Source organism: Rickettsia philipii str. 364D (assembly GCF_000283995.1).
Classification (GTDB): Bacteria; Pseudomonadota; Alphaproteobacteria; order Rickettsiales; family Rickettsiaceae; genus Rickettsia; species Rickettsia rickettsii.
Window position 1 is genome coordinate 517,085 of sequence record NC_016930.1, and the last position, 24,351, is coordinate 541,435.

A 24,351-nucleotide genomic window follows, 5' to 3' on the forward strand; every position below is an offset into this window, starting at 1 on the left:
TATTATAAACCTAGTTTACTAATATTTTCGTAAAATTTTACTGCTTTTTTTAAGTCTTCTTCCGTATCTATGGAAATAGGAACATTCTCTACTAAACATGTACCTATAGTCATGCCGTTTTCAAGGACACGTAATTGTTCTAAACGTTCTGTTTTTTCTAAAAAAGTTGGCTTAAGAGATACAAATTTTTCTAAAGCGTTTTTGCGAAAACCATACATGCCTACATGGTATAAAAATTCTTCTGCACCATTTGGAATAAGACTACGCGAAAAATACAATGCTGTCCCCGCCGAGTCAACCACTACGGTAACATTACTACTAGCTTTCACTGATGCCCTATCTACTTTTACTATCGGTGTAACAATATCGTATTTGCTGTTTTTTAAATATTCTATAATTTTCAAAATAGAGCTAGGTTCAATGAAAGGCATATCTCCCTGTACATTAACTATGTAATTAATGTTTTGATTATTTGGAATTAATTTAAAAGCTTCATAAGTACGATCAGTACCGGTTGGGATAGCACTATCCGTGAATATTACTTTTCCTCCGACTTTTGTAATAACGCTTGCTATCTCTTCCGAGTCGGTCGCAACATATGTATGCTCAAGGCCCGCTTGATTTACTTGTTTGAATACCCGCTCGATTAAAGTTATAGAGCCGATAAGCTGCAGCGGTTTTTGTTTAAGCCTAGTTGAACTTAGCCTTGAGGGGATAATTATAGCCACGTCCTGATGCCGCATAAACTTCCTAAGTTTAAATGAAAAAATAACTGTTGACAGATTAGCCTTTTTCGGCGATAAAGTAAAACATAATTTTTGAATATATGCAGTATATTTAAGAGCTCGTAGCTCAGTCGGTAGAGCATTTGACTTTTAATCAAAGGGTCCCGGGTTCAAATCCCGGCGAGCTCACCATACTTCTACACTGTGGGTTTGTAGCTCAGCTGGTTAGAGCACACGCCTGATAAGCGTGAGGTCGGAAGTTCAAGTCTTCTCAAACCCACCATTCAATCCGCTACAACAATAAAATCTGTATTATCATAATTATAAATCAAGGTGATCTATTAAAATTGCTAAGTTAGGATGATATTGTCAAGCTAAGGATTAGATTATGAAAAAATACAAATTTACTGAAAAAGAACAAGAAATACTAGATTATTTTGAACAAGATGAGCTTTTAGAGTTGCCTAAAAAAGAACGAGAGAGCGAAAAAATATAGCTAAAATTGCCGCAGCTAATTTTTTTTAAAAAATCGGAAAGAATTAATATTAGATTGCCGTTATACGATTTAAATCATATAAAAAGAATTGCAGCATAAGAAAGAATGTCTTATCAAACTCTTATTGCTAGTGTTTTACACAAATACGCGTCCGGATATTTAAAATTAGATAAACTTAGTTAATCAATACTTTTTTTATATAAATAACATTTTTTCTCAATGAGTCTTTTTAGAGGTAGAAAAAGGTTAGAGGGTAAATTATCAAGAGCAAACCACTACCAGCTTTCTACTTTATGACCCTCAAGATTCTGTAATTCATGCTCATTTAAACAATGAGCTTTAAGGCAAATCAAAATGTAATACTTTTGTTCTTTTTCAAAAATATCGTTAGTCACCGCTATCAATTGTGGATTTTCAATGATCAGATTTGTTTCTTCTAAAACTTCACGGATAGCACATTCTGCAAATGTTTCTCCAAATGCTAAATGTCCACCGACAGGAGCATAACTAGACTTACCATGGGAACTAAATATGTTTACCTAATAAAAGTTCATTCCTATTATTCAAAGATTAAAATACCGATACCGATGCGTAGGTGGTTAGTCATATCTAACTATTAACTCTGGATTGACTTATTAATATCGTATGTTAGCTGCTAAAGCAAATAAAAAAATATTGCTTATTTAAATACCGTGAGCTATTTGTAGATTCTATTTAATATTTACCTGTAGTTATGAATTCTACCAATCAATTACAAAATAATAGCTTAACTAATTCTTGGCTTAAGCTTGGTATTTTATCCTTGGGATTTGCAGGTTTATATTCAATTATTTTGGTGGTACTACGTACCCCGCAATTATCAAGCTTTTTCCCAAATCCGCATATTTTCAAATCTGCTTTAATTATTCATGTTAATTTATCGGTATTGATTTGGTTATTGTCAGTGACGGCTAGTGTTTGGGGGGGTGCAACGTCATTGCGAGGAGAGGCAAAGCCTCGACGCGGCAATCTCATGAAACAATACAAAATTTCTGAGATTGCCACGCTCTTTACGTTCGCTTGCAATGACGTGTTTCGCCTTTACCCCAAACTTGCTTTTCTAGCTACTCTTCTAATCGCCATCTCCCCAATAGCCGGGCATAATCCGGTGATGAATAATTATATACCGATGCTTGAAAATATCGTATTTATTGTGGGGTTAAGCTTATTTGGTATTACGTTGCTATTGTACGCTATAAATATTTTATATTTCTTCGATTGGACGAACTTAAATAGTCTAGTTAATTTTACCGTATTATCGACTATTATAATGTTTATTTTAAGTTTTGTTTGTTTTGGATGGTCTTATAATGGCTTGCAAAACATCATTAAAATTATTCCAATCGAGATAGAATTTTATTATGAATTACTTTTTTGGAGCGGAGGTCATTTACTGCAATTTATATATACTCAAATATTAATATTTATTTGGGTTAGTTTATTTAGAGAGTTAATAGCTAGAGAAGTGAAATGTCAAAAATTCTATCTTTTCTTACTTTATTTAAATTTTATTTTCGGAATTCTTACACTTTTCGGTCATATATTTTATGATATTATCGATGGAGCCTTCAAAGTATTCTATACAAATCATATGAAATATCTAGGCGGCATTGCTCCTGTTTTATGTTTAATAGGTATGGGGGTTGAGTTGGTGTGGGTATTTGTCATCCCGCGGGATGACACGGTTACAATAAATGACAGAGTAATCAAAACCATCTTACTTTGCTCTATTACTTTATTCTTACTTGGCGGGTTTATAGCAATGAATATCACAGGTATAAATGTAGCAATTCCTGCTCATTATCACGGGTCTATAGTAGGGATTAGCATTGCTTGTATGGGGTGTAGTTATTTGGGTATTGGGAGGTATCAACGTCATTGTGAGCGACTAAAAAGAGCGTGGCAATCTCATGAGGTAATACAAAAACTCCCTAGATTATCGCGTCGGCACTTCGTGCCTCCTCGCAATGACAATATTATTAATTTTACATTTTACCTCCTAACATTCGGGCAGATTCTGCACATACTAGGTCTAGCATTCGCCGGTGGTTACGGTGTTATGCGGAAAGACCCAAATAGTGTAATGCCGATGTCAGCTAAGCTATTAATGGGAATGATGGGCGGAGGAGGGGTTATTGCTATAGTAGGCGGCTTGATGTTTGTATATATTTGTGTTAAAGTAATGTTTTTTAAAAGTATAAAACTAGCACATGAGTAAACCAACTAGAGAAGAAGCTAAAGAGGCAGTAAGAACGTTACTAAAATTCATTGGTGAAGATCCAAGCAGAGAAGGGTTGCTTAAAACGCCTGATAGAGTAATTAATAGCTACGCAGAAATATTTTCCGGTTATGGAAAGGATGTAGCAGAAATATTAAATACCAAGTTTTATGAAACTTGTAATTTTCGAGATTTTATCTTACTGAATATAAAATTTACCTCTTTCTGTGAACATCATATATTACCTTTTAACGGTACAGTAGATATAGCTTATGTTCCTGATAATTGTATTGTCGGCATAAGTAAGCTAGCACGAATAGTAAATATTTTTGCTAGAAGACTACAAATCCAAGAAAAAATGACGGTACAGATAGCAGAAAGCGTGCAGGAGAATTTAAAGCCGCTTGGCGTTGCCGTTAAGATTTCTGCCGTACATAGCTGTATGTCAATGCGTGGCGTAATGCAAGATAATAGCGTTATGAATACCATGCATTATACGGGTATATTTGCCGAACAGCAGAAATATCGTCATGAGTTTTTAAACCTTACTGCTAAAAGGTGATACGTTATTAATGTCATTTCTGCGGAAGCGGGAATCCAGTAATTTTATCATACCACGAATTGATCGCGGTATCTAGAAAAAAATTTAAAAAAACTGGATCCCGTGGTCAAGCCACGGGATAACCAAATAAATGATTATAAATATAGCAAGAAAGTAAATAAAATATGTTATTATCAAAATATTTTTTACCTGTGTTAAAGGAAGAGCCAAGTGAAGCTCAAGTAACTTCGCATAAATTAATGCTTAGAAGCGGAATGATTAGGCAGCAAGCAGCAGGGATTTATACTTGGCTTCCGCTTGGCTTAAAAGTATTGAAGAATATCGAGAATATAGTACGCTTAAATATGAATAAAGCGGGAGCTTTGGAAGTTCTAATGCCTTGCATTCAGCCGGCACATTTATGGATGGAATCAGGACGTTTTGATAACTACGGTAAAGAAATGCTGAAATTTCAAGATCGCCACGATAATACTTTACTATTTGGTCCTACTAACGAAGATATGATTACGGATATTTTTCGTCATAATATTAAGTCATATAAGGATTTGCCGAAAAATCTTTATCATATCCAATGGAAATTTCGTGATGAGATTAGACCTCGTTTTGGTGTTATGAGAGGACGAGAGTTTTTAATGAAAGATGCTTATTCTTTTGATATAAATGAAGAAAATGCTGTTAAAACCTATAATCAAATGTATAAGGCTTATATCAATGCTTTCAGGGATTTAGGCGTGTTTGCTATCCCTGTTATTGCCGATAACGGTCCGATCGGTGGCAATTTAAGCCATGAGTTTCATATAATCGCTGAAACTGGTGAAAGTACTATTTATTACGATAAAAAATTTAAGATATTAAAAGATAATCCTGATATCGATGTAGAGGAAATTAAAAGTTGGTACGCAGCAGCTGAAGAAAAATATGAAGTAAATAAATTACCTATATCTGAACAAGAAATAACCAGCAGTAAAGGAATAGAAGTCGGGCATATTTTTTATATAGGCTCAAAATATTCGGTTAATATGAATGCACTTATTAATGATGAGTATGGTAAACTAACTCCTATAGAAATGAGTTCTTACGGCATAGGCATTTCAAGGTTAGTTGCTGCTATCATAGAAGCAAATTGCGATGAGAAAGGTATCATATGGCCTTCTAGCGTTGCTCCTTTCAAAGTTTCTCTAATTAATTTAAATATTCATGATAGTAAATGCGTAGAGCTTGCGGAAATGGCTTATAAAGAGCTATCAGATAAAAATATAGAAGTGTTATATGACGATACCGAAGCACGTCCAGGCAGTAAATTTGCAACGCATGATCTTATAGGCTCACCTCATCAAATTATAATTGGTCCTAAAAAAGCCGCAAATAATATTGTTGAATTAAAAGATCGTAAAAGTGGTGTTATAGAAGATATTGAGGTAGGTAGTCTAATGAGTGTATTGTAAAATAAAGAGATATACGTCATTACGAGAAAATTGCATAGCAATGGATGAAGCAATCTCAGGAGTTTGTTATTATTTCATGAGATTGCCACGCAGTCTACGGCTGTTCGCAATGACGATTTTGGAGTCATGCAATAAGGCTAATACCCTATGGGTATGATATAGCAAAAATATTCTTCGTAGACAATGATAGTATCATATGATACTATCATATGATACTATCATATAATGAATAGTAAACCGTCTTTTCAAATAACTAATAAAATCTTGGAGTTATCACAAGATATTTCTTATGAGCTTGGTATTGTAGCCGGTAGCAAGCTTTACTCTCAACCTATAAAACTTAGAAAAAATAATCAAATTAAAACCATCTATTCTTCTTTAGCAATTGAAGGAAATAGTTTAAGCGTAGAGCAGATAACCGATATAATAAACGACAAGCGTGTACTCGCACCTGAAAAAGATATTGTAGAAGTAAAAAATGCTATAAAACTATACAATAATCTGACTATATTTAATCCCTTCAAAATTGAATCATTATTAAAAGCACATAAGATATTAATGCAAGGATTAGTAGAAGATAACGGAAAGTGGCGTAAAGGTAATGCCGCTATATTTAAAGGCACAGAGATTATATATTTTGCCCCTACGGCACGCCGTGTATCTTTATTAATGCAGGATTTATTTGAGTTTATAGCACAAGATAAGCCAATTTCTGGAATAGTTAAAGCTTGTATATTTCATTATGAGTTTGAATTTATCCATCCTTTTTCAGACGGTAACGGACGAATCGGTAGATTATGGCAACAATTATTACTAATGCAAGCTAATAAAATTTTTGAGTATATTTCCGTTGAAAGTTTGATAAGGAATAATCAAAGTGAATATTATAATGTTTTAAGTAAGTGTGATAAGCTTGGTGAATCGACCTTATTTATCGAGTTTATGCTTGATAAAATAGTTGCAGCATTAAGATTATATAGTAACAATATTACATATGAGGCAAATACGCCTTTATCTAGAATGGCATTTGCTAAGGTTAATTTAATAGATCAATGGTTTTCTAGAAAAGATTATATTACTGTACATAAAAGTATTGCTACGGCAACGGCTAGTAGAGATTTGTTATATGGTTTAGAGCGTAAACTTTTAATAAGTAAAGGGGATAAGAATCAAACTTATTATAAGTTTGTGTAGTTTTTAATGTAATTCCCGCTTTCGTGTATGAGTGTTAACTTAAGAGAAGAAAAAACCTCTGATGCCATTTCCGCGAAAGCCGGAATCCAGTACTTTAAAGCTTTTTAAAAGCTCGATTTATCTTGCTTTACCCCTAGATTTCTACTTTCGCAGGAATAACATCATATCACTGATTCAAAAAGAGATTAACATGAAAAATTTTATAAAATATTTGTTTTTTACCGGTCTATATATTAGTAGTGACGATAATAGTTGCTTATATGGTTTTGGCTCAAACTATTCCTAATGATGGGCAGTGTCATATGATGGATAGACCGTTTGTTATTCATTACATCTTAGCAGCAATTATTACCGCTTTACCGACACTAATTTTAATATATAGTAAAAAGAAAAAGTAAATATATGATCGGTAAATTAAGTGGTAAAGTTGATTCCCAAGGCGATGATTACGTTATAATTGACGTAAACGGGGTAGGGTACTTAGTCTATGCTTCAGGTAAAACTTTAGGTACACTTGCTGAAGGGGAGTTTTATAAACTATTTATTGAAACCCATGTTCGAGAGGAACATATTCATCTTTACGGTTTTTTGACTCTAGAAGAGAAGATTTTTTTTAATTTACTACAATCAGTAAATGGTATAGGTACAAGAATGGCTTTATTTATCTTATCAAGCCTTACACCTTCAGATATTCAAATTGCTGTAAATAATGAAGATAAAAATATATTTAAAGCAATATCCGGAGTAGGGGCTAAACTTGCTGAACGTATAGTGCTAGAGCTGAAAGGTAAAGTAGCGAAAATATCAAGCGGTTCAGCTATTATTAAAGAGAGCTTAAATATTAAGAATATCACACCCGTTGCAAGTAATGAAGTAATAAAAGCTCTAGTAAATCTAGGATTTTCTAGATTTGAAGCTCAAAACGCTGTTCAAGGCATCATTACCCAAAATCCCGAAATCTCTATTGATGAATTAATCAAAACAGCCCTGAAAAATCGAAATTCTAATTTTTAGTTGATAAATTAGCAGTGATTTTATATTAATTTAATTACTAAAATTAATAGGTAAAATATATGTCCAAGTTAATAGAATATTTAGGAAAAATAAAGGCTGAAGAAATATTAAAAGAGCTATAGAAAGACCCTGCTACTTTAAGTATTACCGAGGTTAATTTTGTACCACAATCACCGGTATTTGCAGCTGCTGGATACTCTAAAATTCCTGAAGATGCTTTAAAATGGGTTATTTAATGCTTTACAAGGAGACGCTACTATAAAGTACTTAAGCACTGATAGTTTTGTGTGGAGTTTAAAATCAATAAAGTTATTTGCTGAATTTTTGAAAGATCCGCTATGCCGCATTACCGACATTAGTTTTATAAATGCTTTGAATAATGCTAATAAGATAGATGTTCTTTTAGATACCTTAAGAGTAAACAAAACAAAAATAAGCGCTTTAGATATAAGTGGGATATTTTTTGATAATAATGTTCCTGCCTGATCCTCATTTGTTAAAAATACTAAACTTGCCGGATTGAATTTTTCATTAAGTACAGAAGTAAGCGAGGAATCAAAGAAAGCCTTATCGGATTCTATAAAAGAGAATAAAAGCTTAATTGGATGTAATATTTTAGGTTATAAGATAGGAATGAAATCTCAAGATAGACAAGAATTGGACGCACAAATTACAGAAATCACTGATGAAAATAACCTTACTCTAAAAGATGTAGCAGAAGTTTTGAAAAATTATTATGAAAATCCTAATATAATATTATCAAATGAGATATTTGGCCATTATTTCAAGTTATATAAAGGATTAAATCAAAATTACCTTAAAGAAGAATTACAAAACTTAGGCGTCACTGATACAGACAAATTTTTTGAAACCTTAGATAAACTGAGAGCAGGGGTAACTAGTTTCTATGAAGAGGGCTAATATAAAAGTCTAAAATAATTTATAGCATAAAACTATTTTTTGGCTATTATTAGTCATTATATTTGATTTAAAATAATGACTAATATATTATCACCTGAAAAAAGTGAAAATGATCAAGCATTGCCGATAAGGCCATCATATTTGCAAGAATTTGTCGGTCAACAGCAGATTAAAGAAAATCTTTCGGTATTTATTAAGGCTGCAACATCTCGAAATGAGCATCTGGATCATACTTTATTTTACGGTCCGCCCGGGCTTGGTAAAACTACGCTTGCTAAAATTATCTCTAACGAAATCGGCGGTAATTTTAAATCTACCTCCGGTCCTGCTATACTTAAGGTAGCTGATCTTGCTGCTATTCTTACCAATCTTGAAAAGAACGATGTATTATTTATTGATGAAATCCACCGCTTAAATACTGCGGTTGAAGAGGTTTTATATCCTGCTATGGAAGATTTTGAGCTTGATATAATTATCGGTGAAGGATCTGCTGCAAGGTCAGTGAAAATAACCTTGCCGAAATTTACCTTAATCGGTGCTACCACACGCCTCGGGCTGCTTAGTAATCCTTTGCGTGATAGGTTCGGTATCCCTATGCGGCTAAATTTTTATAATACTGAGGAATTGAAGAAAGTTCTAAATAGAGCAAGTAAACTACTTGATATTGATTTGACCGATTCAGGTTCTGAAGAAATAGCTAAAAGAAGTAGAGGAACGCCAAGAATTGCATTAAGATTGCTTCGTCGTATAAGAGATTTTGCAGCAGTTGACGGTAAATCAAGAGTAGATAAGGAAGTTTCTGATTTTGGGTTAAATCGTTTGGAAGTTGATCGCATAGGACTTGATAGCAATGATTATCGTTATCTAAAATTCATAGCGGATAATTATAACGGCGGTCCTGTCGGAATTGAAACGATTGCAGCTGCCTTATCTGAACAACGTGATGCACTTGAAGAAACCATAGAGCCTTATCTTATACAGATAGGTTTACTACAAAGAACTCCTAGAGGTAGGGTAATCACGATTGCCGCTTTTGAGCATTTGAAAATGCCTGTACCGAATCAATCACATCATCAATTTAATATTTTTAACGAGAATGAATAACAATAATTTAAATTATAACTACACAGCCGCAGATGTTATAAAAAGGCTGATAAAAGATCATGTTAAACCTTACGCAAATAAAATATATTTTTCGATATTTTGTATGGTTGTTGCAGCACTTTGTACGGCAGTGATCGTACATGCGGCTAGACCTATTATTGATAAGGTTTTTTTAACGCATGATAAGAAAATGCTTATAATAATGCCCATAGTGCTTACTGTAACTTTTGTTATAAAAGGAATTTCAGAGTATTATCAGAATTATCTAATAAAATTTGTTGGGCAGAGGGTACTAAACGATTTACAGATAAAAATGTATGAGCATTTGTTATTTGCCGATATTTCTTTTATTCAAAACCAATCTTCAGGACGTTTAATATCTCGTTTTACTAATGATATTTCTTTGATGCGTGGAGCTGTTTCTAACTTACTTGTCGGATGTGCTAAACACTTCCTAACTGTAGTATGTTTAATAGCAACAATGTTTCATTTAGAACCGCTATTATCTTGCGTAGTTTTTCTTGTTTTCCCTTTAGCTGTTTATCCGGTGCAAAGGATGGGTAGAAAGATAAGAAGAATATTTGCACAGTCACAAGAAGAGCTTGGGCATTATACCTCTCGGCTTGATGAAACATTTCAGTCAATTAAGATTATTAAATCTTTTGTAGGCGAACAAATAGAAAGTAATAGAGCATCGTTGATTATTAATAATATTTTAGAGTTCTACAAAAAAACATCTAAGCTAGATGCGATGGTTTCACCGATTATGGAGGGTTTAAGCGGTCTTGCAGTTGGAGGGATGGTATGGTATGGAGGTAATCTAGTCCTGGAGGGGAAAAGTACGCCAGGGGCTCTTTTTGCTTTTTTGGCTTCTTTTGCAGCGGCTTATAGACCGTTTAAAAGTTTGGTATCGTTAAATATTAATTTGCAAGAAGGAATAGCAGCAGCTAAGAGGGTATTTAGTATTTTGGATACCGAGCCTCTTATTAAAGATCATGCAGATGCTAAAGACGTAGATTTATATAATCCACAAATTACTTTTGAAAAATTAGCTTTAAGGTTTGAGAGTAAAATAGCTATAAAATATATAGATTTAAGGCTAGAGCCTCATAAAATTATTGCGTTTGTCGGGCGTTCAGGTAGTGCTAAGACTTCGCTTAGTAATTTATTAGTGCGTTTTTATGATCCAAATGAAGGAAGAATTTTAATTAATAATCATGATATTAAAGATATTAAGCTTACTTCACTTAGAGGTCAGATTTCCTTAGTTACTCAAGATACTCATTTATTTGATACAAGCGTTGCAGAAAATATAGCATACGGTCAGGACAACGCTACAAGAGAAGAAATAATTAGAGCAGCAAAATATGCCGATGCTCATGAGTTTATTATGCATCTGCCGAATGGTTACGACACGCAGATAGGGGGGCAGGGGACGACTCTTTCAGGCGGTCAGCGTCAGCGTTTATCTATTGCTAGAGCTTTCTTAAAAGATGCCCCTATTTTAATTTGGGATGAAGCAACAAGCAGCTTAGACCAAGCTTCCGAACAGAAAATTCTAGAATCGTTAAAGAAATTACGCCAAGGAAAAACCACTTTAATTATTACGCATCGTTTAAGCAGTATTACCGATCTTGATAATATTATCGTCATGAAAAACGGTGAGATTTGTGAACAAGGAACTCATACACAATTGCTTAAGAATAAAGATGAATATTATAGGTTGTATAATAAGGAGTTAAGAGAAAATGGTTGATTTATAAAGTAAATAGCTTATATTTATTAATTATTATTGCAACACTAATATTTTCGTCATTGCGAGGAAAAATTGAAAATTTTGACGAAGCAATCCAGTAAAAAATGCATAGCATTTTTTTATTATTTTCCTAGATTGTCAAGTTGGGACTATGCCCCTACTCGCAATGACGATTTAATGAAATATCACAATGCGCATTACCAAGATTTTTAAAGACTATCGATTATTTGAAATATTTATTTTAGGAATAGTTAGCGGTATGCCGCTGGTTATAATTTTTTCTACTCTTGCAGTATGGTTAAAAGAATCCGGTATAGATATCGCCGTTATTACTACTTTTGCGGTTGCAAGGTTATCATATTCGTTAAAAGTATTTTGGTCGCCTCTAGTCGACAATTTTAAAATACCTTTTTTAAGTAGGTGGGGACATCGCAAAAGCTGGCTTATATTATGTAGCTCTTTAATGGCTTTAGTACTAATTGCTATGAGCAAGGAAAATCCTGAAGTTTCTTTAACTTCTTTATATTTTTTGACTATATTATTAGGCTTTTTATCTAGCACGTTTGATATTGCCGTTGATGCGTTGCGTATAGATAAGTTTGATCAAGAAACACAAAGCATAGCTAGTGCAACCGCTGTATTCGGTTATCGAATCGGTATGCTGATTACAGGGGCAGGTGCTTTGTACCTTGCAGAAATAACTGGAAATAATTGGCAACTAACTTTCTGTGTTATAGCTATAATATTTGTCGTTGCAACGATATTTATAATAACCGTAAACGAACAAGAATTAGTAAGAGAAAAAATTAATATTATTTCTATTACTTCATGGATTTCTACAGTAATTAATCCTTTCCAGGATTTTTTCAAAAGAGAATTTGCTGCAACTATTTTACTTGCGGTAATATTTTTTAAATTAGGCGATGCTATGCTTGGAGCGGTTGCCTCACCTTTTTATATAGAGCTTGGTTATACAAAAGGCGAAATAGCAATAATAGCTAAACTTTATGGATTGATTGCAACTTTAGTTGGCGGTTTTGTCGGTGGTATTGTAATGTATAGGGTGGGGAATTTTAAAGGTTTGATTATTACCGGTATTGCCCAAAGCTTAACACATTTTGCATTTATTTGGCTTAATCATCAGCCTCCTTCTTTTGAAGCTTTATTAATTGCTATTACTATAGAGAATTTTGCTGCCGCTATGGGTGCTACTGCTTTAGTCGGATATATAGGTAATTTATGTAATAAAAAATATTCCGCAACACAATATGCTTTACTTAGTAGTGCTAGTAGTTTATGTAACAATACTGTCACTATTTATGCTGGAAAACTTGTAAATATGATGGGCTGGGACGGTTTTTTCCTCTTTACTATAATTTTAGCCTTGCCTGCTTTGTTTATATTAATGTATCTTAATAAAAAGGTTAATGTGTAGTAAGTATTATTTTCATTGTCATTGCGAGCGCATAGGAAGCATGAAAATCTAGGAAAATAATAAAAAAATGTTATGCATTTTTTACTGGATTGCTTCGTCAAAATTTTCAATTTTTCCTCGCAATGACGAAAAATCACATTTGGTTTAATTTGAATAATATTTTATTTATTTAAAATGTTTAGGAAATTTTTATTACCTTATATTTTTGTCGTAACATTTTTCTTTGCGCCTATAAGCGAAGCAAAAAAAGCCGTAAAAAATACCCCTAAGCCTCCTGTTCAAACTAGTTTAGTAATTGATGCAAAAAGCGGTAAAGTATTGCAGGCCCATAATTCACAAATTCGGATTTACCCCGCTTCTTTAACTAAGCTAATGACTCTATACTTAATGTTTGAAGCAATTGAAGCCGGTAAGTTACCTTTAGATAAAAAATTACTTGTATCAGCAAAAGCTTCAAAAATGCCACCGTGTAAGCTGGGTTTAAAAGCAGGGGAAACTATAACCGTTCGAGAGGCAATTAATGGATTAATTATAAAATCTGCTAATGATGCTGCTGTAACGGTTGCTGAGGGCATGAAAGGTTCAGAGAAAGCTTTTGCTCATTTAATGAATATTAAAGCTAAACAGCTCGGTATGAAGAATACCTATTTTAAAAATGCTTCAGGTTGGCATGACCCATTGCAGCAAACTACCGCAAGAGATATGGCTAAACTTGCTATGGCTTTGAAGAGAGATTATCCTAAATTTTATCCGTTATTTGCTAAAACCAGCTTTGTATTTCGTGGAAATGTAGTAAACGGACATAATAGGGTTACTAAAAATTATCAAGGTGCAGAAGGGATGAAAACAGGTTTTCATACACCGGCAGGTTATAATTTAGTAACTACTGCTTCTAGGAACGGTAAATCATTGATTGCCGTTGTTACAGGCGGTAGAAGTGCCGAATCTCGTGATCAAAAGATGATGGGGCTATTAGATCAGCATTTTAATATTAAGCCTATAGTCTCTAAACCTTCAATCAAGCTTGCCTCTAATAATAAATCTACTACAAAAGCTAAATCAAAAATAATAAAGAAAAAGAATATACGTAGTTGATATGTATCGTCATTGTGAGACCACAAAGTGGTCGTGGCAATCTCATGAGGTAATACAAAAACTCCTGAGATTGCTTTGTCGAAACTTAAGTTGCTCCTCGCAATGACGTTAAAAATCGAGCCATGCAACAACGCCTACGACTATTGACGATTTAATATTCACACATCTTTTAAGGAGTTACTGCCAATTTATACTTTAAATTTATAAGTTTTATATGACAATTAACGCTACATTTATTGTTGTTTGTAACGTTATTAGATGAAGATTTTTTAGAGTTTTGAGCTAAAGTTTTACTTTGTGGTTTTTTTAGATTAATATTTTTTAGAAATTTCTCAGTTTCATTAGGTAAATATTCTATTTTTACTTTAGTTATACCTTGATTTTTAAATGCTAAAATTTCAGCCGCTTTTTGAGAAACATCTATTATACGATTTTTCTTAAAAGGGCCTCTATCATTAACCATTAAAATTACTGCTTTATTATTGGCTTTGTTGGTAACTTTAACTAAGCAAGGGAGCGGAAGAGTTTTATGTGCAGCAGTTAATAAATTTCTATTAAATCTATCGCCATTAGCTGTTTTTTTACCGTGAAAACCGTCTTTAAGTCCACCGTACCATGAGGCATAACCTGTTTCGGTAAAAGATTTAGGGTTGTGAGGTTTGTAAGTCTTTCCTTGTATTTTATAATTTTTACCGACTTTATAATGTCCTTTATAAGTTAGATTATGAGGATCATCTTTTGATAATTCTTTGTAAGAATATTTGTGGGAATAAGGTAATCTTTTTGAGGTATTACAACCGCTTAGACCAAAACAAAAAATTAACAAAAGTAATAAACCCTTTGCATAACTTGCTCCTAAAGGTAATTTGTATACCTTTGATACTTTAAGATTTGGTAAGTCAAATTTCGGGATTCGCCTGTGTTCACGTATTTTTATACGCTGTGCAGGCTCACCACTTATTTGATTTCCAACTTTTGAAATATCTGCGGTATACGTCAATCCGATACTCGCATCCTCACGTACTAAAGTGTATGCTGCAGTGCTACATGCCGTGTTTCCTTCAAATTTCTCTTTATTAGCTTCATTCTGCAAGAGGTCTAATTTGAATTTATGATTCTTCACTATTATCATTATTGGTGTTAAAGTTATTCATTATTTTAGCGTAACACACAACTTTTTCAACACCTTTTATTTTTGATGCAATAGAAGCAAGCTTTTCTAGCTCTTCTTCTGATCTTGCAACTCCAAATAAATAAACAATATTATCTATAGTTAGAATAGTATAATTAGCAAATTTAATGTCTTTTCTGACTAAATTTTTAGCTTTAATTTGTGTGGTTATCATACTATCTTTAGTATATTGGGCTAAGTCAAAATTATTACTGTTTTTATTTACTTTCAACTCATTAATAACTTCTTTTACGCTTTTTTGATTCCAAGCAATTTCTACGGCTTTTAACGCATCAGATTCTTTTTGAATATTTCCTGTTAATAATACTCTTCCTTGTGATACTTCAACCTTTATTTTAGCACCTAAATCTCTAAAATTATTTTTTACTAAATCAGCTTTAATGCTGGCAGAAATCCTTGCATCATTTAATGTTTCAGATATTGGTTGATCTTTTGAAGCAACAATACCGGTAGTGGTTGCTGCGGTAAAAATAGCAGGTAAACAAGCAGATAGACTAAAAGAAAGAGCTATAAAAATTAGAACTCGTAATATCATAACAATAGTACCCTACGATTTTTAAAAAGATTGTATTTGTTCAAGAATTAACTGTTTGTTTATTATAGTACCGGACAATTTTTAAAAAGCCATCGGTGTTATCTCTGTGAAAGCAGGGATCCTGTGTCATCCCGCGACTTGATCGTGGGATCCAGCTTAAAATACTAATACTAGTATTTTAAATTGTTTGTATGGACCCCGTCGTCAAGCCACAGGGTGACACAGTGGATTTTACCGGTCCATGCAACAACACCTACGCGGTAATGACATAAAGTAAAAATAGTAAGGTATTATATATCATATCTTACTATCCGGTAATTTATTCTTTAATAAAAGAGGTAATTGCAGTAAAATAAATATAAAAGTAATAGGTATTACACCGAATACTTTGAATTTTACCCATGTTTCATCTGAGCAATTACGCCAAACTACTTCATTAACTACAGCCATAAAAAAGAAAAAAGCCGCTGTTCTATAGCTTAAGGTTATCCAACTTTCTTCTTTAAGACGTACTATACTCTCTAAAGCATATTTGATAAAAGGATTTTTTCTTATACCGCTCATGAGAAATATTATTCCAAAAATAACATATAATATAGTAGGTTTGATTTTTATATACATTGAATCGCCGCTAATTAAAGTAATACTTCCCGAAACTAATAAAACAGTCGTAGAAATAATAGAAAGCTTCGATACTTTCTTATCTATAACATAACAAAGGGTAATACAAATAACAGAGGTAATAAGCATATAAAGAGTAGCGTGTTGTATACCGCCTCCATAAAAAAAGCCTGCAAAAAATGCTATTACCGGACCAATTTCTGATAAAAATTTTAACATATTTAATTTAATTGTTCTCTTTGATAAAATTAATTTGATTCATTTTTTTGTACTGATATTAAGTTATTTTTGGAATATCTTAATTTTATTTGTATGAAAATATTTATCAGTAATATAGTAGTAAAATAAGCCAGTACTTGTAGCCCGTTAGGTCTTGCAATATAACCGGTAACAATATGTAAGATTTTACCTATCATACTTCTATCTGCTACTAACCATGAACTATCCCAAAGTTGATCGGATAAAAACATAATTAGACCGGAAGAGGTTAAAATACCTGCAGCACTTGCTGCAAATCCGCCTGCTATTAGCATTAATAATATGGTAGAGATTTTAAAAATATATTTTTGATTAGCAATCTTAATGAAACCGAAATATATTACTAAACCAAGTAAGAAGCCACTTGTAGCACCTATTATCACTCCTTGCAAGTAAATACTGCTTGATATTGTTTCAACTGAAGATATACTATATACTAAAATAATAATTTCTGCACCTTCTCGTAATATAGTAGTGGCAACTAAAAAAAACAACATGAAATAACTGGCATTACCTTCATGAATTTTTACTGATAAGTCGTTTATATGTTGCTTTACTTTTATACCGTAACCTTGCATCCATATTATTGTCCAGCTAATCAGAATTGTTATTAGTATCATAATTCCGGAATTGAATAACTCATCGCCTATTCCGCCAAAAGATAAAGATAATTTACGTGTAAAAAATGCAAAAATTGAAGCAAATACTACTCCAAGCATTACTCCAGCAATAATATAAAGACGAGATTTTTCTATTTGTTTTGTTACGACGAGTATTATACCAAGTAATAAGGATATTTCTAAACATTCACGAAACACTACTAAAGCAATTTTAAACATATTTTTTATCTAATCATTAACAATTATAAAACCCTGCGCCGTATCTTGATGAAAATCTCCAAAAAATTCATATTTTCCGGACTTGAGAGGTGCAAGTATAATATGTATTGACTCATTTGGCATAACTATTTTTTCACGATGTAAATCGTGACTTTCAAACTCTTCTACCGTATCATCTTCATTATGAACAATTAACCTTATCTTAGTCGATTTTGGTACTTCAACTATATTCGGAACAAATTTATGATCTTGTATAGCTATCTTTACTTCTAATATATTATCATTTGTTTTATTATCGGAACTCTTACTTGTAGAGATATAAATAATTACTGCTAAAAATATTAAACCTACTAATATAATAATATTTTTGTTTTTTTTAATAATTTCCATACTATAATTAAAGTTTAAAGTAAGATGCTTATATACTCGTTTAATTTGAGTTTTAAATTTTTAATAATTACAAAATTTATCCTGCAATTTTTATTAATGCTATAAGATATACAATTATTATCATTATGACAAGGATAGATAATAAAATATAATTTTTTTGTCTTTGAATTTTATTTTGTTTCATATTTATTTAATTTTGTTTAAAGTCTCCTAGTTCAAGCAAAAGATATTCATTTATCGGTAACGATTCATGAGAAATAATTTTATTTATGTTAGAACCTAAAGTTTTAAATGTTTTGCCTTCAGCAATAACACTGCGTGTTCCAATCGTTACTTTACCTTGCAAGGCGTAAGAAAAAATTAAAGGATATGTAATATCGCCGATTTTCATATCTATTGGTTGTCCTTTTGCTTTTGAATCATATAGTATTTTACCGTTTGATAAGCGAGTAATTTTAGCATTAAAGCTTACTTTGTCACCACATAATAAAGGAACACGATAAGCTATCTCATCGTCATAAATTTTAACTTCATTACTTTTAACAAAATTTTGCGGTAATATGGATTTTAAAATTACATTAACTTTATAATTATAAGCATCATCGAAGATAATATTATTACTATTATTAACAGCATATTTTGCCGGAATAATAGCTTCTCGTGCTTCTCCTACCATCATACCGATTATTACATTATCTAAGCCAAGCATTACAGGAGCAGAGCCTAAAGTAAAAGTCTTAGTATCTTCAGATATTAAAGTATTGTTCATATCTGATATTTGATAAAATACGGTAACTACATGTCCGCAAGAAGCGGGACCGATATTACCGCTACCGAGAGTATTAATTTTGAACAGTGTTTTTACTAAATCCTTACGTACTTCAATAGTGTAATCATTAGGATTGATAGGTCCATTTAACGGTTGTAAAATATTTTCAAAAAATGCTTTCCCTTCTTCGGTTTTAAGAGCATTTATTACTATTTTGGAAACCGTACGTTCAAATAAGTTGCCGTTTAATGAAATAGGAGGTTCATTATTTATACTAGTTTGGTTTTCATTGGTAGATGAATTATTTGAAGCCGTTTGCTCTACAGTTGTAAGATTATTGTTGTCGGGAGATATTTTTAACTTTACTATATTGTAAAGTATTAGAATTACAATTATTAAAGATAAAAATTTTTGCATATATATAATATTTTAGTATAACAAAGTTTACTATAACAATCAATTACTTAATAATCAAATGAGAATAAAAATAATTTGATTAATAAAAATAATTGATTTAAATTTAGATGCAGAATTTTATAAATATAGTGGTGAAAAGTGAAAAAATTTATATTTTGTTTTTTATGTTTATGGACATTAAACATATTTGCTGCTTCTAAAACTTACCCTAATAAGCTTAATCGTTGTAAAATTACTAGAAATATATTTAATGATTATGAACCAAAAGTTTTTGAAACTACTAATAATTTATTACGTAAAACAGGAAGATTATCAAAATTTTACGGTGAAAGAATATTAATTAAAGGAAAAGTATTAGATCAAAATTGCGTGCCGGTTGCGGATGCTAAAGTGTATTTATGGCAAGCAGGAAGCGGGGGTAAATATCCTTACGAACCTTTAAAAACTAGAGTTGATAAAAGAAGATTTACAAGTAAAAGCGATTCAAGTTTTACCGGTTCCGGTATTGCTACTACTAATAATAAAGGAGAATATTACTTTATTAGCATGTTGCCTTATACATCTTCTCGTTATTTGAGCAGTGCAAATATAAGAATAGAGCATCCTAGTCTTACTACTCTCGAAACACGCTTAGACTTATCTAATCAAAATATGTGTGATAATGAGTGCGGTGCAGTAAATCCGATATTGATCGAACCGCAAGAAAATATGCCGTCTTATTGTTTTGACTTAGTTTTGCAAGGTACGACGCTTAAGAGGTATTGATACAGTAAGTCATTGCAAGGAAAATTACGAAGTAATTTGACGAAGCAATCTCAGGATATTTGACGAGATTGCCACGCAGTCTACGACTGCTCGCAATGACGTTTTGCCTCTTTCTGCGGTGCTTCTAAAGGCTTTTTTATACCACAACTACATAATGTAAGTGCTAATACGAATAAATAAAATGTCTTCATTACTATAAATTATTATATGACCTTAAGAAATTATAATAAATATCTTATATATATTATAGTATTTTTATTATATATAATAATTTTTATTCCTAAAATTCATGCTAGGCTCTATGAGCAGCATAAGGATAAATTAGCATTTTTAAGAGGTTCAAGCGTTCCTGATAATATAATTTTTTTTGATGAAGAAAAAAATCAATATTCTCTTGATCAGTTTGAAGGAAAGACTATATTGTTAGTGTTTTGGGCTACTTGGAGTGCTCCTTGTGTCAAAGAAATGCCTGACCTTGATATGTTGCAAAAAGATTTTAGGAAATTACCTTTTTCAGTAATTCCGATTTCAGAAGATTATCAAGACATAAAAGTTGTGAAAGAATATTTTAAAAGCTATCAAATAAGATATTTGCCGATTTATCATGATTATAGAAATGAATTATTTAAAGCCTTAGGGGTTGTTAGTTTGCCGACTAGTATATTAATAGACCCAAACGGCAAAATAGTAACTAGCTTTGTCGGCAATACAAATTGGTATGACGAAAAAGTTAGAGGTACTATTTTATCTGCCATTTCCGGAAATTATCCTGAACCTAAAAATAGTTATAACGCGCAATCTCTGAATAAACCGGCTAAGCCTTTGCTGCCAATAAAAAAGGATGCTCTATAGTAACTCCAAGTAAATAGACGAAGTGTAATTTGGAAAAGAGCAAGGAGTCTATAAGGCGAGGAGCGGAGCGTATACTTAATAGGTGAGTACCGCAGATCTTATAAGACAACATAGCCAATTTTTCAAATGAAACGAGTATATTAAATTAAAAATGAGTAAAATTAATGAATGAAGTAAATAAATCAACTATGGCGAATGCTGAATTTGATCAGATAATAACCAAGCGACAGATAAGTAAATTAGATCAATTATTTGCTTCGGTTTTTGGTAATTCTAAAGAGGTGATTGCCGTTTTACGCCTTAGCGGTGTTATCGGTAAAGTAAGTACTATGCAATCGGGACTTACGTTAGAATCATTAAATGCACTAATAGAAAAAGCTTTTAAAATAAAGAAATTAAAAGCATTATGTTTAATTATTAATTCTCCCGGCGGTTCTCCGGTACAATCTGAACTTATTGCAAAACGTATTCGTGATCTTGCTGAAGAAAATAAAATAAAAATTTATAGTTTTATTGAAGATATGGCGGCTTCAGGCGGATATTGGTTGGCTTGCAGCGGTGACCGGATATATGCTTTGCCGAGTTCGGTTATCGGTAGTATCGGAGTAGTATCAAGCGGATTCGGTTTTCATGAAGCAATTAATAAACTTGGGATAGAGAGGAGAGTTTATACGGAAGGCAAGAATAAATCAGTATTGGATCCGTTTAAACCTATTAATAAAGATGATCTTAAAATTATCAAAGATTTGCAAAAGCAGGTTTATGAACATTTTATAGAATATGTAAAAACAAGAAGAGCAGGGAAGTTAACTCAGCAAGACGAAATTTTATTTAACGGTGAATTTTGGGCAGGGCAAACGGCGCTTGATTACGGCTTAATTGATGGCATAGGTGATATGTATAGCGTAATGAAAGAAAAATTCGGTGATAATATTAAGTTTCAATATCTGTGTGCTAAGCAACCTTGGCTTAAAAAGAAACTTGGCATGGGAAGTAAGATATTAACCGATAATCTTGCTAATTCTTTAATTGATGCGGTAGAAAATAAAATTATTAACGATAAATTTGATATGAAATAATATGACAATAACACAAGTTAAAATTAAAAAACTAGAAAATTTTTCCGGCAGTTTGCCGGAATATGCTACAGAGCATAGTGCGGGGATGGATTTAATAGCCGCAAACGAGCAACCTATAACAATAAAAGCAGCCGCAATACAGCTAATTCCAACAGGCATCGCTATAGCACTACCGGATTCGTTTGAAGCCCAAATAAGACCCCGTTCGGGTCTTGCCGTTAAACACGGTATCACGGTTGCTAATTCACCCGGTACTATTGATGCAGATTATCGAGGTGAAATAAAGGTCATTCTTATTAATCTCGGTAAAGAAGATTTTATTATAGAAAAAGGCATGCGAATTGCACAGATGATAATCGCAAAGTACGAACGTATATTATGGGAAGAAAGTATTAGTCTTATGGAAACGATGCGTGGTAGCGGTGGCTTTGGTTCTACCGGTGTTTAGTGGGTCTCTATGTCATTCCCGCGTAGGCGGGAATCCAGAAAAATAACCTTAATATTGATACAAAAATTACATATTAGATAAACCTATAAAAAATAAGTTTTTTATAGGTTTTACTGGATTCCTGCTTTTGCAGGCATGACATTAACGAGCCATACAACAACGCTTTTAGTAGCTCGTAATGACTATTAGGTATCCACGAACAAATCATAAAACTTATGAAAATCACAATAAAATTGTTAACCTCTATATTGTTGTTATTAGCTTTGAAAGTAAATGCTAATTCTGATGCTGTAGATAATGTTAAACAAGTTTTTACCTATATCGATCAAAAAAATTGGTCACAAGCCGAAGATTTAGCTCTAGAAGTAAATAATAAAATTTTAACAAAAATTGTACTTTCTCAGAAATATTTAGATAATAAATATTCAGATAATAGTTTTGAACATGTAATAAGGTTTTTATGCAATAACCCGGATTGGCCTCAAAATAAGCTGCTTGAAGAAAGAGCAGAAGAATATCTAAATAATAATACAAATAAAAAAGTAATTGTTGATTGGTTTAGTAAACATCCTCCTCTTACCGGCAAAGGTTATAAATTTTATGCGGCAGCTGCAAGTAGTTTAATCAAAGATCAGAAGATATTACTACCTATTATTAAAGAGGCTTGGGTATACGCCAATTTCACTCCTGAAGAAGAAAATGCATATTACAATAAGTGGCATAAATATTTAACTGCGAGTGATCATTTAGAGCGAATAGAAGAACATTTATGGAAAAATGATATTAGATCTGCTAAGCAATCCCTGAAATATGTAGAGCAAGGTTACCGTAATTCTTTTAAAGTCCAAATTGCGATTATAGGTAAATCGCCAAATGCTGAAAAGCTTTTTAAAAGTGTTCCTGAAAAATACTATACTTCCGGTTTATTATATCGTTATTTAGATTTTAAAAAAATGCAAAAGCCGACAAAGGAAATTATTACTTTGTTTAAGAAAGCTAAAAATAACCGTAAACATTTTGCTAAATGGTGTCGTATTCAGTCCTATTATGCTCGTGAATTCATCGATTACAAAGATTTTGCTAATAGCTATAGAATGGCAACGCTTCCTTTTGCTACTTGTCCTGAAACTATAAGGGAGCAGGAGTGGCTTGCGGGCTGGCTTTCTTTAAGTTTTTTAAAAAAACCTGATCAAGCATTAGTACATTTTAATAAGTTTATTAAAGTTGTTAAGACTCCGATTAGTTTGGCACGTGGGTTTTATTGGCTCGGTCGTACTTATGCAGCAAAAGGCGATAAGCAAATGGCTAGAAAATTTTACGAGCAGGCAGCTAAATATTCTTTTACCTTTTATGGGCAGGTAGCAAATATTGAATTAAATAGGACAAAGTTAGTTTTACCTCCTATTCCCGTAATAACTTCTGAAGAAAGGAAAATTATAGAAAATAAAGAGATTATTAAAGCAATAAGGTTATTGGTTAAATATAATAAAAACTACTTAGCCCTGATATATTCCAAAGCAGCAATGAAAAATACTAAAAATTCTGCAGAAATTCAAATAATTGCGAATATTATTAAAGCCAATAATAATACTAATCATATGGTTGAGGTGGCAAAAATTGCTGCCCAAAATAATGCTTTTATTCCGGATTGTGCTTTTCCAACGCCTTATAATCTAGTAGGTTTGCCTATCCCACCTCATTTAACTTATGGAATAATTAGACAAGAATCGGTTTTTGATCATAAAGCAGTAAGTGATGCAAATGCTATGGGTCTCATGCAACTTATTAAAGGTACTGCTTGTGATACCGCAAGGTCCATAAATGTTAAATGTAATGTAGCAGACTTAACTAGAAATCCGGTATATAATATTAAACTTGGTGCGCATCATTTCAAAAAATTATTAGATAATCATAAAGGTTCTTATATTCTATCCATTGCTTCTTACAATGCCGGAAGTCATAATGTAGTAAAATGGATAGATAGGTTTGGTGATCCAAGGGATATAAAAGATACAAGAAAAGTGATTGACTGGATAGAACTTATACCTTATCGAGAAACAAGAGATTACGTTCAAAGAGTACTTGAAAATGTTCAGATTTATCGGGTAATCTTAAATAAGAATAGTAGTTTGTACTTTAAGCGTGACTTACATGCTTGTGATATAGCAAAAAGTTAATTTCT

General features: G+C 32.4%; 23 protein-coding genes, 2 tRNA genes and 3 pseudogenes. 20 read left to right on the plus strand and 8 right to left on the minus strand.

Translation table 11 applies throughout. The features are described from left to right. Positions 1–2: 2 nt before the first annotated feature. Complete coding sequence (locus RSA_RS02665; RefSeq protein WP_014364650.1) at positions 3–743, minus strand: 3-deoxy-manno-octulosonate cytidylyltransferase; 741 nt, start codon at positions 741–743, stop codon at positions 3–5. A gap of 98 nt (positions 744–841) precedes the next feature. Between RSA_RS02665 and RSA_RS02670 the strand changes: the two genes are divergently transcribed. Together RSA_RS02670 and RSA_RS02675 are read left to right on the plus strand one after the other, a co-directional pair. Further along, positions 842–917, plus strand: a tRNA-Lys gene (locus tag RSA_RS02670). A gap of 14 nt (positions 918–931) precedes the next feature. After that, a tRNA-Ile gene (locus RSA_RS02675) sits at positions 932–1,008 on the plus strand. Between the two features lie 488 nt (positions 1,009–1,496). Here RSA_RS02675 and RSA_RS10225 read toward each other — a convergent pair. Further along, positions 1,497–1,788: pseudogene (locus RSA_RS10225) on the minus strand (nucleotide triphosphate diphosphatase NUDT15). 166 nt (positions 1,789–1,954) lie between these two features. Here RSA_RS10225 and RSA_RS02680 point away from each other — a divergent pair. The 13 genes and pseudogenes from RSA_RS02680 to RSA_RS10450 form a co-directional block, all read left to right on the plus strand. Beyond that, positions 1,955–3,478, plus strand: coding sequence for a cbb3-type cytochrome c oxidase subunit I (locus RSA_RS02680; RefSeq protein ID WP_014364652.1), 1,524 nt, complete (start codon positions 1,955–1,957; stop codon positions 3,476–3,478). Further along, on the plus strand, positions 3,471–4,040 hold the full coding sequence (folE, locus tag RSA_RS02685; RefSeq protein ID WP_012150725.1) for a GTP cyclohydrolase I FolE: 570 nt from the start codon (positions 3,471–3,473) through the stop codon (positions 4,038–4,040). The genes RSA_RS02680 and folE overlap by 8 nt, the downstream gene beginning before the upstream one ends. A gap of 164 nt (positions 4,041–4,204) precedes the next feature. Further along, a complete protein-coding gene (gene proS / locus RSA_RS02690) occupies positions 4,205–5,485 on the plus strand; it encodes a proline--tRNA ligase (RefSeq protein WP_012150726.1) in 1,281 nt (426 codons plus the stop codon). Positions 5,486–5,710: 225 nt separating this feature from the next. Beyond that, positions 5,711–6,679, plus strand: a complete 969-nt coding sequence (locus tag RSA_RS02695) for a Fic family protein (protein WP_014364653.1) — start codon at positions 5,711–5,713, stop codon at positions 6,677–6,679. 190 nt (positions 6,680–6,869) lie between these two features. Continuing rightward, positions 6,870–7,077 (plus strand): annotated as a pseudogene (locus RSA_RS07375) (Holliday junction ATP-dependent DNA helicase RuvA). Positions 7,078–7,081: 4 nt separating this feature from the next. Further along, positions 7,082–7,693, plus strand: a complete 612-nt coding sequence (gene ruvA / locus RSA_RS02700) for a Holliday junction branch migration protein RuvA (protein WP_014363012.1) — start codon at positions 7,082–7,084, stop codon at positions 7,691–7,693. Between the two features lie 285 nt (positions 7,694–7,978). After that, entirely contained in the window at positions 7,979–8,179 is a 201-nt protein-coding gene (locus RSA_RS02705; RefSeq protein WP_012150730.1) for a hypothetical protein, read from the plus strand. Positions 8,180–8,326: 147 nt separating this feature from the next. Continuing rightward, the gene (locus tag RSA_RS02710) at positions 8,327–8,614 is read left to right on the plus strand and encodes a hypothetical protein (protein ID WP_041472388.1); all 288 of its coding nucleotides are present in this window, start codon (positions 8,327–8,329) and stop codon (positions 8,612–8,614) included. A 75-nt stretch (positions 8,615–8,689) separates the two neighbouring features. Next, a complete protein-coding gene (gene ruvB, locus RSA_RS02715) occupies positions 8,690–9,718 on the plus strand; it encodes a Holliday junction branch migration DNA helicase RuvB (RefSeq protein ID WP_014364656.1) in 1,029 nt (342 codons plus the stop codon). Further along, positions 9,711–11,474, plus strand: a complete 1,764-nt coding sequence (locus RSA_RS02720; RefSeq protein WP_014364657.1) for an ABC transporter ATP-binding protein — start codon at positions 9,711–9,713, stop codon at positions 11,472–11,474. Before ruvB ends, RSA_RS02720 begins: the two co-directional genes overlap by 8 nt. A 190-nt stretch (positions 11,475–11,664) precedes the next feature. After that, positions 11,665–12,909 (plus strand): AmpG family muropeptide MFS transporter, encoded by a 1,245-nt coding sequence (locus RSA_RS02725; protein ID WP_014364658.1) that lies wholly within the window; start codon positions 11,665–11,667, stop codon positions 12,907–12,909. Between the two features lie 174 nt (positions 12,910–13,083). Next, positions 13,084–14,004 carry a D-alanyl-D-alanine carboxypeptidase family protein gene (locus RSA_RS02730; RefSeq protein WP_014364659.1) on the plus strand — a complete coding sequence of 307 codons (921 nt, stop codon included), beginning with the start codon at positions 13,084–13,086 and terminating at the stop codon, positions 14,002–14,004. A gap of 7 nt (positions 14,005–14,011) precedes the next feature. Next, positions 14,012–14,111, plus strand: a pseudogene (locus RSA_RS10450) (lytic transglycosylase domain-containing protein); the annotation flags it as partial. Positions 14,112–14,173: 62 nt separating this feature from the next. Here the strand turns inward: RSA_RS10450 and RSA_RS02735 are convergent. The 6 genes from RSA_RS02735 to RSA_RS02760 form a co-directional block, all read right to left on the minus strand. Then, entirely contained in the window at positions 14,174–15,136 is a 963-nt protein-coding gene (locus RSA_RS02735; protein ID WP_014363008.1) for a septal ring lytic transglycosylase RlpA family protein, read from the minus strand. After that, positions 15,114–15,731: a BON domain-containing protein gene (locus RSA_RS02740; protein WP_014364660.1), complete on the minus strand. Its 618-nt coding sequence runs from the start codon at positions 15,729–15,731 to the stop codon at positions 15,114–15,116. Before RSA_RS02740 ends, RSA_RS02735 begins: the two co-directional genes overlap by 23 nt. Before the next feature lie 297 nt (positions 15,732–16,028). After that, positions 16,029–16,571, minus strand: coding sequence for a septation protein A (locus RSA_RS02745; protein WP_012150739.1), 543 nt, complete (start codon positions 16,569–16,571; stop codon positions 16,029–16,031). Between the two features lie 29 nt (positions 16,572–16,600). Further along, positions 16,601–17,449 (minus strand): FTR1 family protein, encoded by an 849-nt coding sequence (locus RSA_RS02750; RefSeq protein ID WP_012150740.1) that lies wholly within the window; start codon positions 17,447–17,449, stop codon positions 16,601–16,603. Between the two features lie 9 nt (positions 17,450–17,458). After that, complete coding sequence (locus RSA_RS02755; RefSeq protein ID WP_012719649.1) at positions 17,459–17,839, minus strand: cupredoxin domain-containing protein; 381 nt, start codon at positions 17,837–17,839, stop codon at positions 17,459–17,461. A 190-nt stretch (positions 17,840–18,029) separates the two neighbouring features. Beyond that, positions 18,030–19,025 carry an FKBP-type peptidyl-prolyl cis-trans isomerase gene (locus tag RSA_RS02760; protein WP_012150742.1) on the minus strand — a complete coding sequence of 332 codons (996 nt, stop codon included), beginning with the start codon at positions 19,023–19,025 and terminating at the stop codon, positions 18,030–18,032. Positions 19,026–19,163: 138 nt separating this feature from the next. On the opposite strand from RSA_RS02760, the gene RSA_RS02765 reads away from it, so the two are divergent. From RSA_RS02765 to RSA_RS02785, 5 genes are all read left to right on the plus strand, one after another. After that, positions 19,164–19,790 (plus strand): dioxygenase family protein, encoded by a 627-nt coding sequence (locus RSA_RS02765; protein WP_014364661.1) that lies wholly within the window; start codon positions 19,164–19,166, stop codon positions 19,788–19,790. Between the two features lie 207 nt (positions 19,791–19,997). Then, complete coding sequence (locus tag RSA_RS02770; protein ID WP_014364662.1) at positions 19,998–20,642, plus strand: TlpA disulfide reductase family protein; 645 nt, start codon at positions 19,998–20,000, stop codon at positions 20,640–20,642. Between the two features lie 164 nt (positions 20,643–20,806). Further along, positions 20,807–21,721: a S49 family peptidase gene (locus tag RSA_RS02775; RefSeq protein ID WP_004995853.1), complete on the plus strand. Its 915-nt coding sequence runs from the start codon at positions 20,807–20,809 to the stop codon at positions 21,719–21,721. 1 nt (position 21,722) lies between these two features. Then, entirely contained in the window at positions 21,723–22,169 is a 447-nt protein-coding gene (gene dut, locus RSA_RS02780; RefSeq protein WP_012150745.1) for a dUTP diphosphatase, read from the plus strand. A gap of 215 nt (positions 22,170–22,384) precedes the next feature. Continuing rightward, positions 22,385–24,346: a lytic transglycosylase domain-containing protein gene (locus RSA_RS02785; RefSeq protein ID WP_014364663.1), complete on the plus strand. Its 1,962-nt coding sequence runs from the start codon at positions 22,385–22,387 to the stop codon at positions 24,344–24,346. Positions 24,347–24,351: the final 5 nt, after the last annotated feature.

What these genes read in the sequence shown, in the direction of transcription:
- RSA_RS02665 (WP_014364650.1), bottom strand. Translation starts at nt 743, where the DNA reads ATGCGGCATCAGGACGTGGCTATAATTATCCCCTCAAGGCTAAGTTCA.
- RSA_RS02680 (WP_014364652.1), top strand. Translation starts at nt 1,955, where the DNA reads ATGAATTCTACCAATCAATTACAAAATAATAGCTTAACTAATTCTTGG.
- folE (WP_012150725.1), top strand. Translation starts at nt 3,471, where the DNA reads ATGAGTAAACCAACTAGAGAAGAAGCTAAAGAGGCAGTAAGAACGTTA.
- proS (WP_012150726.1), top strand. Translation starts at nt 4,205, where the DNA reads ATGTTATTATCAAAATATTTTTTACCTGTGTTAAAGGAAGAGCCAAGT.
- RSA_RS02695 (WP_014364653.1), top strand. Translation starts at nt 5,711, where the DNA reads ATGAATAGTAAACCGTCTTTTCAAATAACTAATAAAATCTTGGAGTTA.
- ruvA (WP_014363012.1), top strand. Translation starts at nt 7,082, where the DNA reads ATGATCGGTAAATTAAGTGGTAAAGTTGATTCCCAAGGCGATGATTAC.
- RSA_RS02710 (WP_041472388.1), top strand. Translation starts at nt 8,327, where the DNA reads ATGAAATCTCAAGATAGACAAGAATTGGACGCACAAATTACAGAAATC.
- ruvB (WP_014364656.1), top strand. Translation starts at nt 8,690, where the DNA reads ATGACTAATATATTATCACCTGAAAAAAGTGAAAATGATCAAGCATTG.
- RSA_RS02720 (WP_014364657.1), top strand. Translation starts at nt 9,711, where the DNA reads ATGAATAACAATAATTTAAATTATAACTACACAGCCGCAGATGTTATA.
- RSA_RS02725 (WP_014364658.1), top strand. Translation starts at nt 11,665, where the DNA reads ATGCGCATTACCAAGATTTTTAAAGACTATCGATTATTTGAAATATTT.
- RSA_RS02730 (WP_014364659.1), top strand. Translation starts at nt 13,084, where the DNA reads ATGTTTAGGAAATTTTTATTACCTTATATTTTTGTCGTAACATTTTTC.
- RSA_RS02735 (WP_014363008.1), bottom strand. Translation starts at nt 15,136, where the DNA reads ATGATAATAGTGAAGAATCATAAATTCAAATTAGACCTCTTGCAGAAT.
- RSA_RS02740 (WP_014364660.1), bottom strand. Translation starts at nt 15,731, where the DNA reads ATGATATTACGAGTTCTAATTTTTATAGCTCTTTCTTTTAGTCTATCT.
- RSA_RS02745 (WP_012150739.1), bottom strand. Translation starts at nt 16,571, where the DNA reads ATGTTAAAATTTTTATCAGAAATTGGTCCGGTAATAGCATTTTTTGCA.
- RSA_RS02750 (WP_012150740.1), bottom strand. Translation starts at nt 17,449, where the DNA reads ATGTTTAAAATTGCTTTAGTAGTGTTTCGTGAATGTTTAGAAATATCC.
- RSA_RS02755 (WP_012719649.1), bottom strand. Translation starts at nt 17,839, where the DNA reads ATGGAAATTATTAAAAAAAACAAAAATATTATTATATTAGTAGGTTTA.
- RSA_RS02760 (WP_012150742.1), bottom strand. Translation starts at nt 19,025, where the DNA reads ATGCAAAAATTTTTATCTTTAATAATTGTAATTCTAATACTTTACAAT.
- RSA_RS02770 (WP_014364662.1), top strand. Translation starts at nt 19,998, where the DNA reads ATGACCTTAAGAAATTATAATAAATATCTTATATATATTATAGTATTT.
- RSA_RS02775 (WP_004995853.1), top strand. Translation starts at nt 20,807, where the DNA reads ATGAATGAAGTAAATAAATCAACTATGGCGAATGCTGAATTTGATCAG.
- dut (WP_012150745.1), top strand. Translation starts at nt 21,723, where the DNA reads ATGACAATAACACAAGTTAAAATTAAAAAACTAGAAAATTTTTCCGGC.
- RSA_RS02785 (WP_014364663.1), top strand. Translation starts at nt 22,385, where the DNA reads ATGAAAATCACAATAAAATTGTTAACCTCTATATTGTTGTTATTAGCT.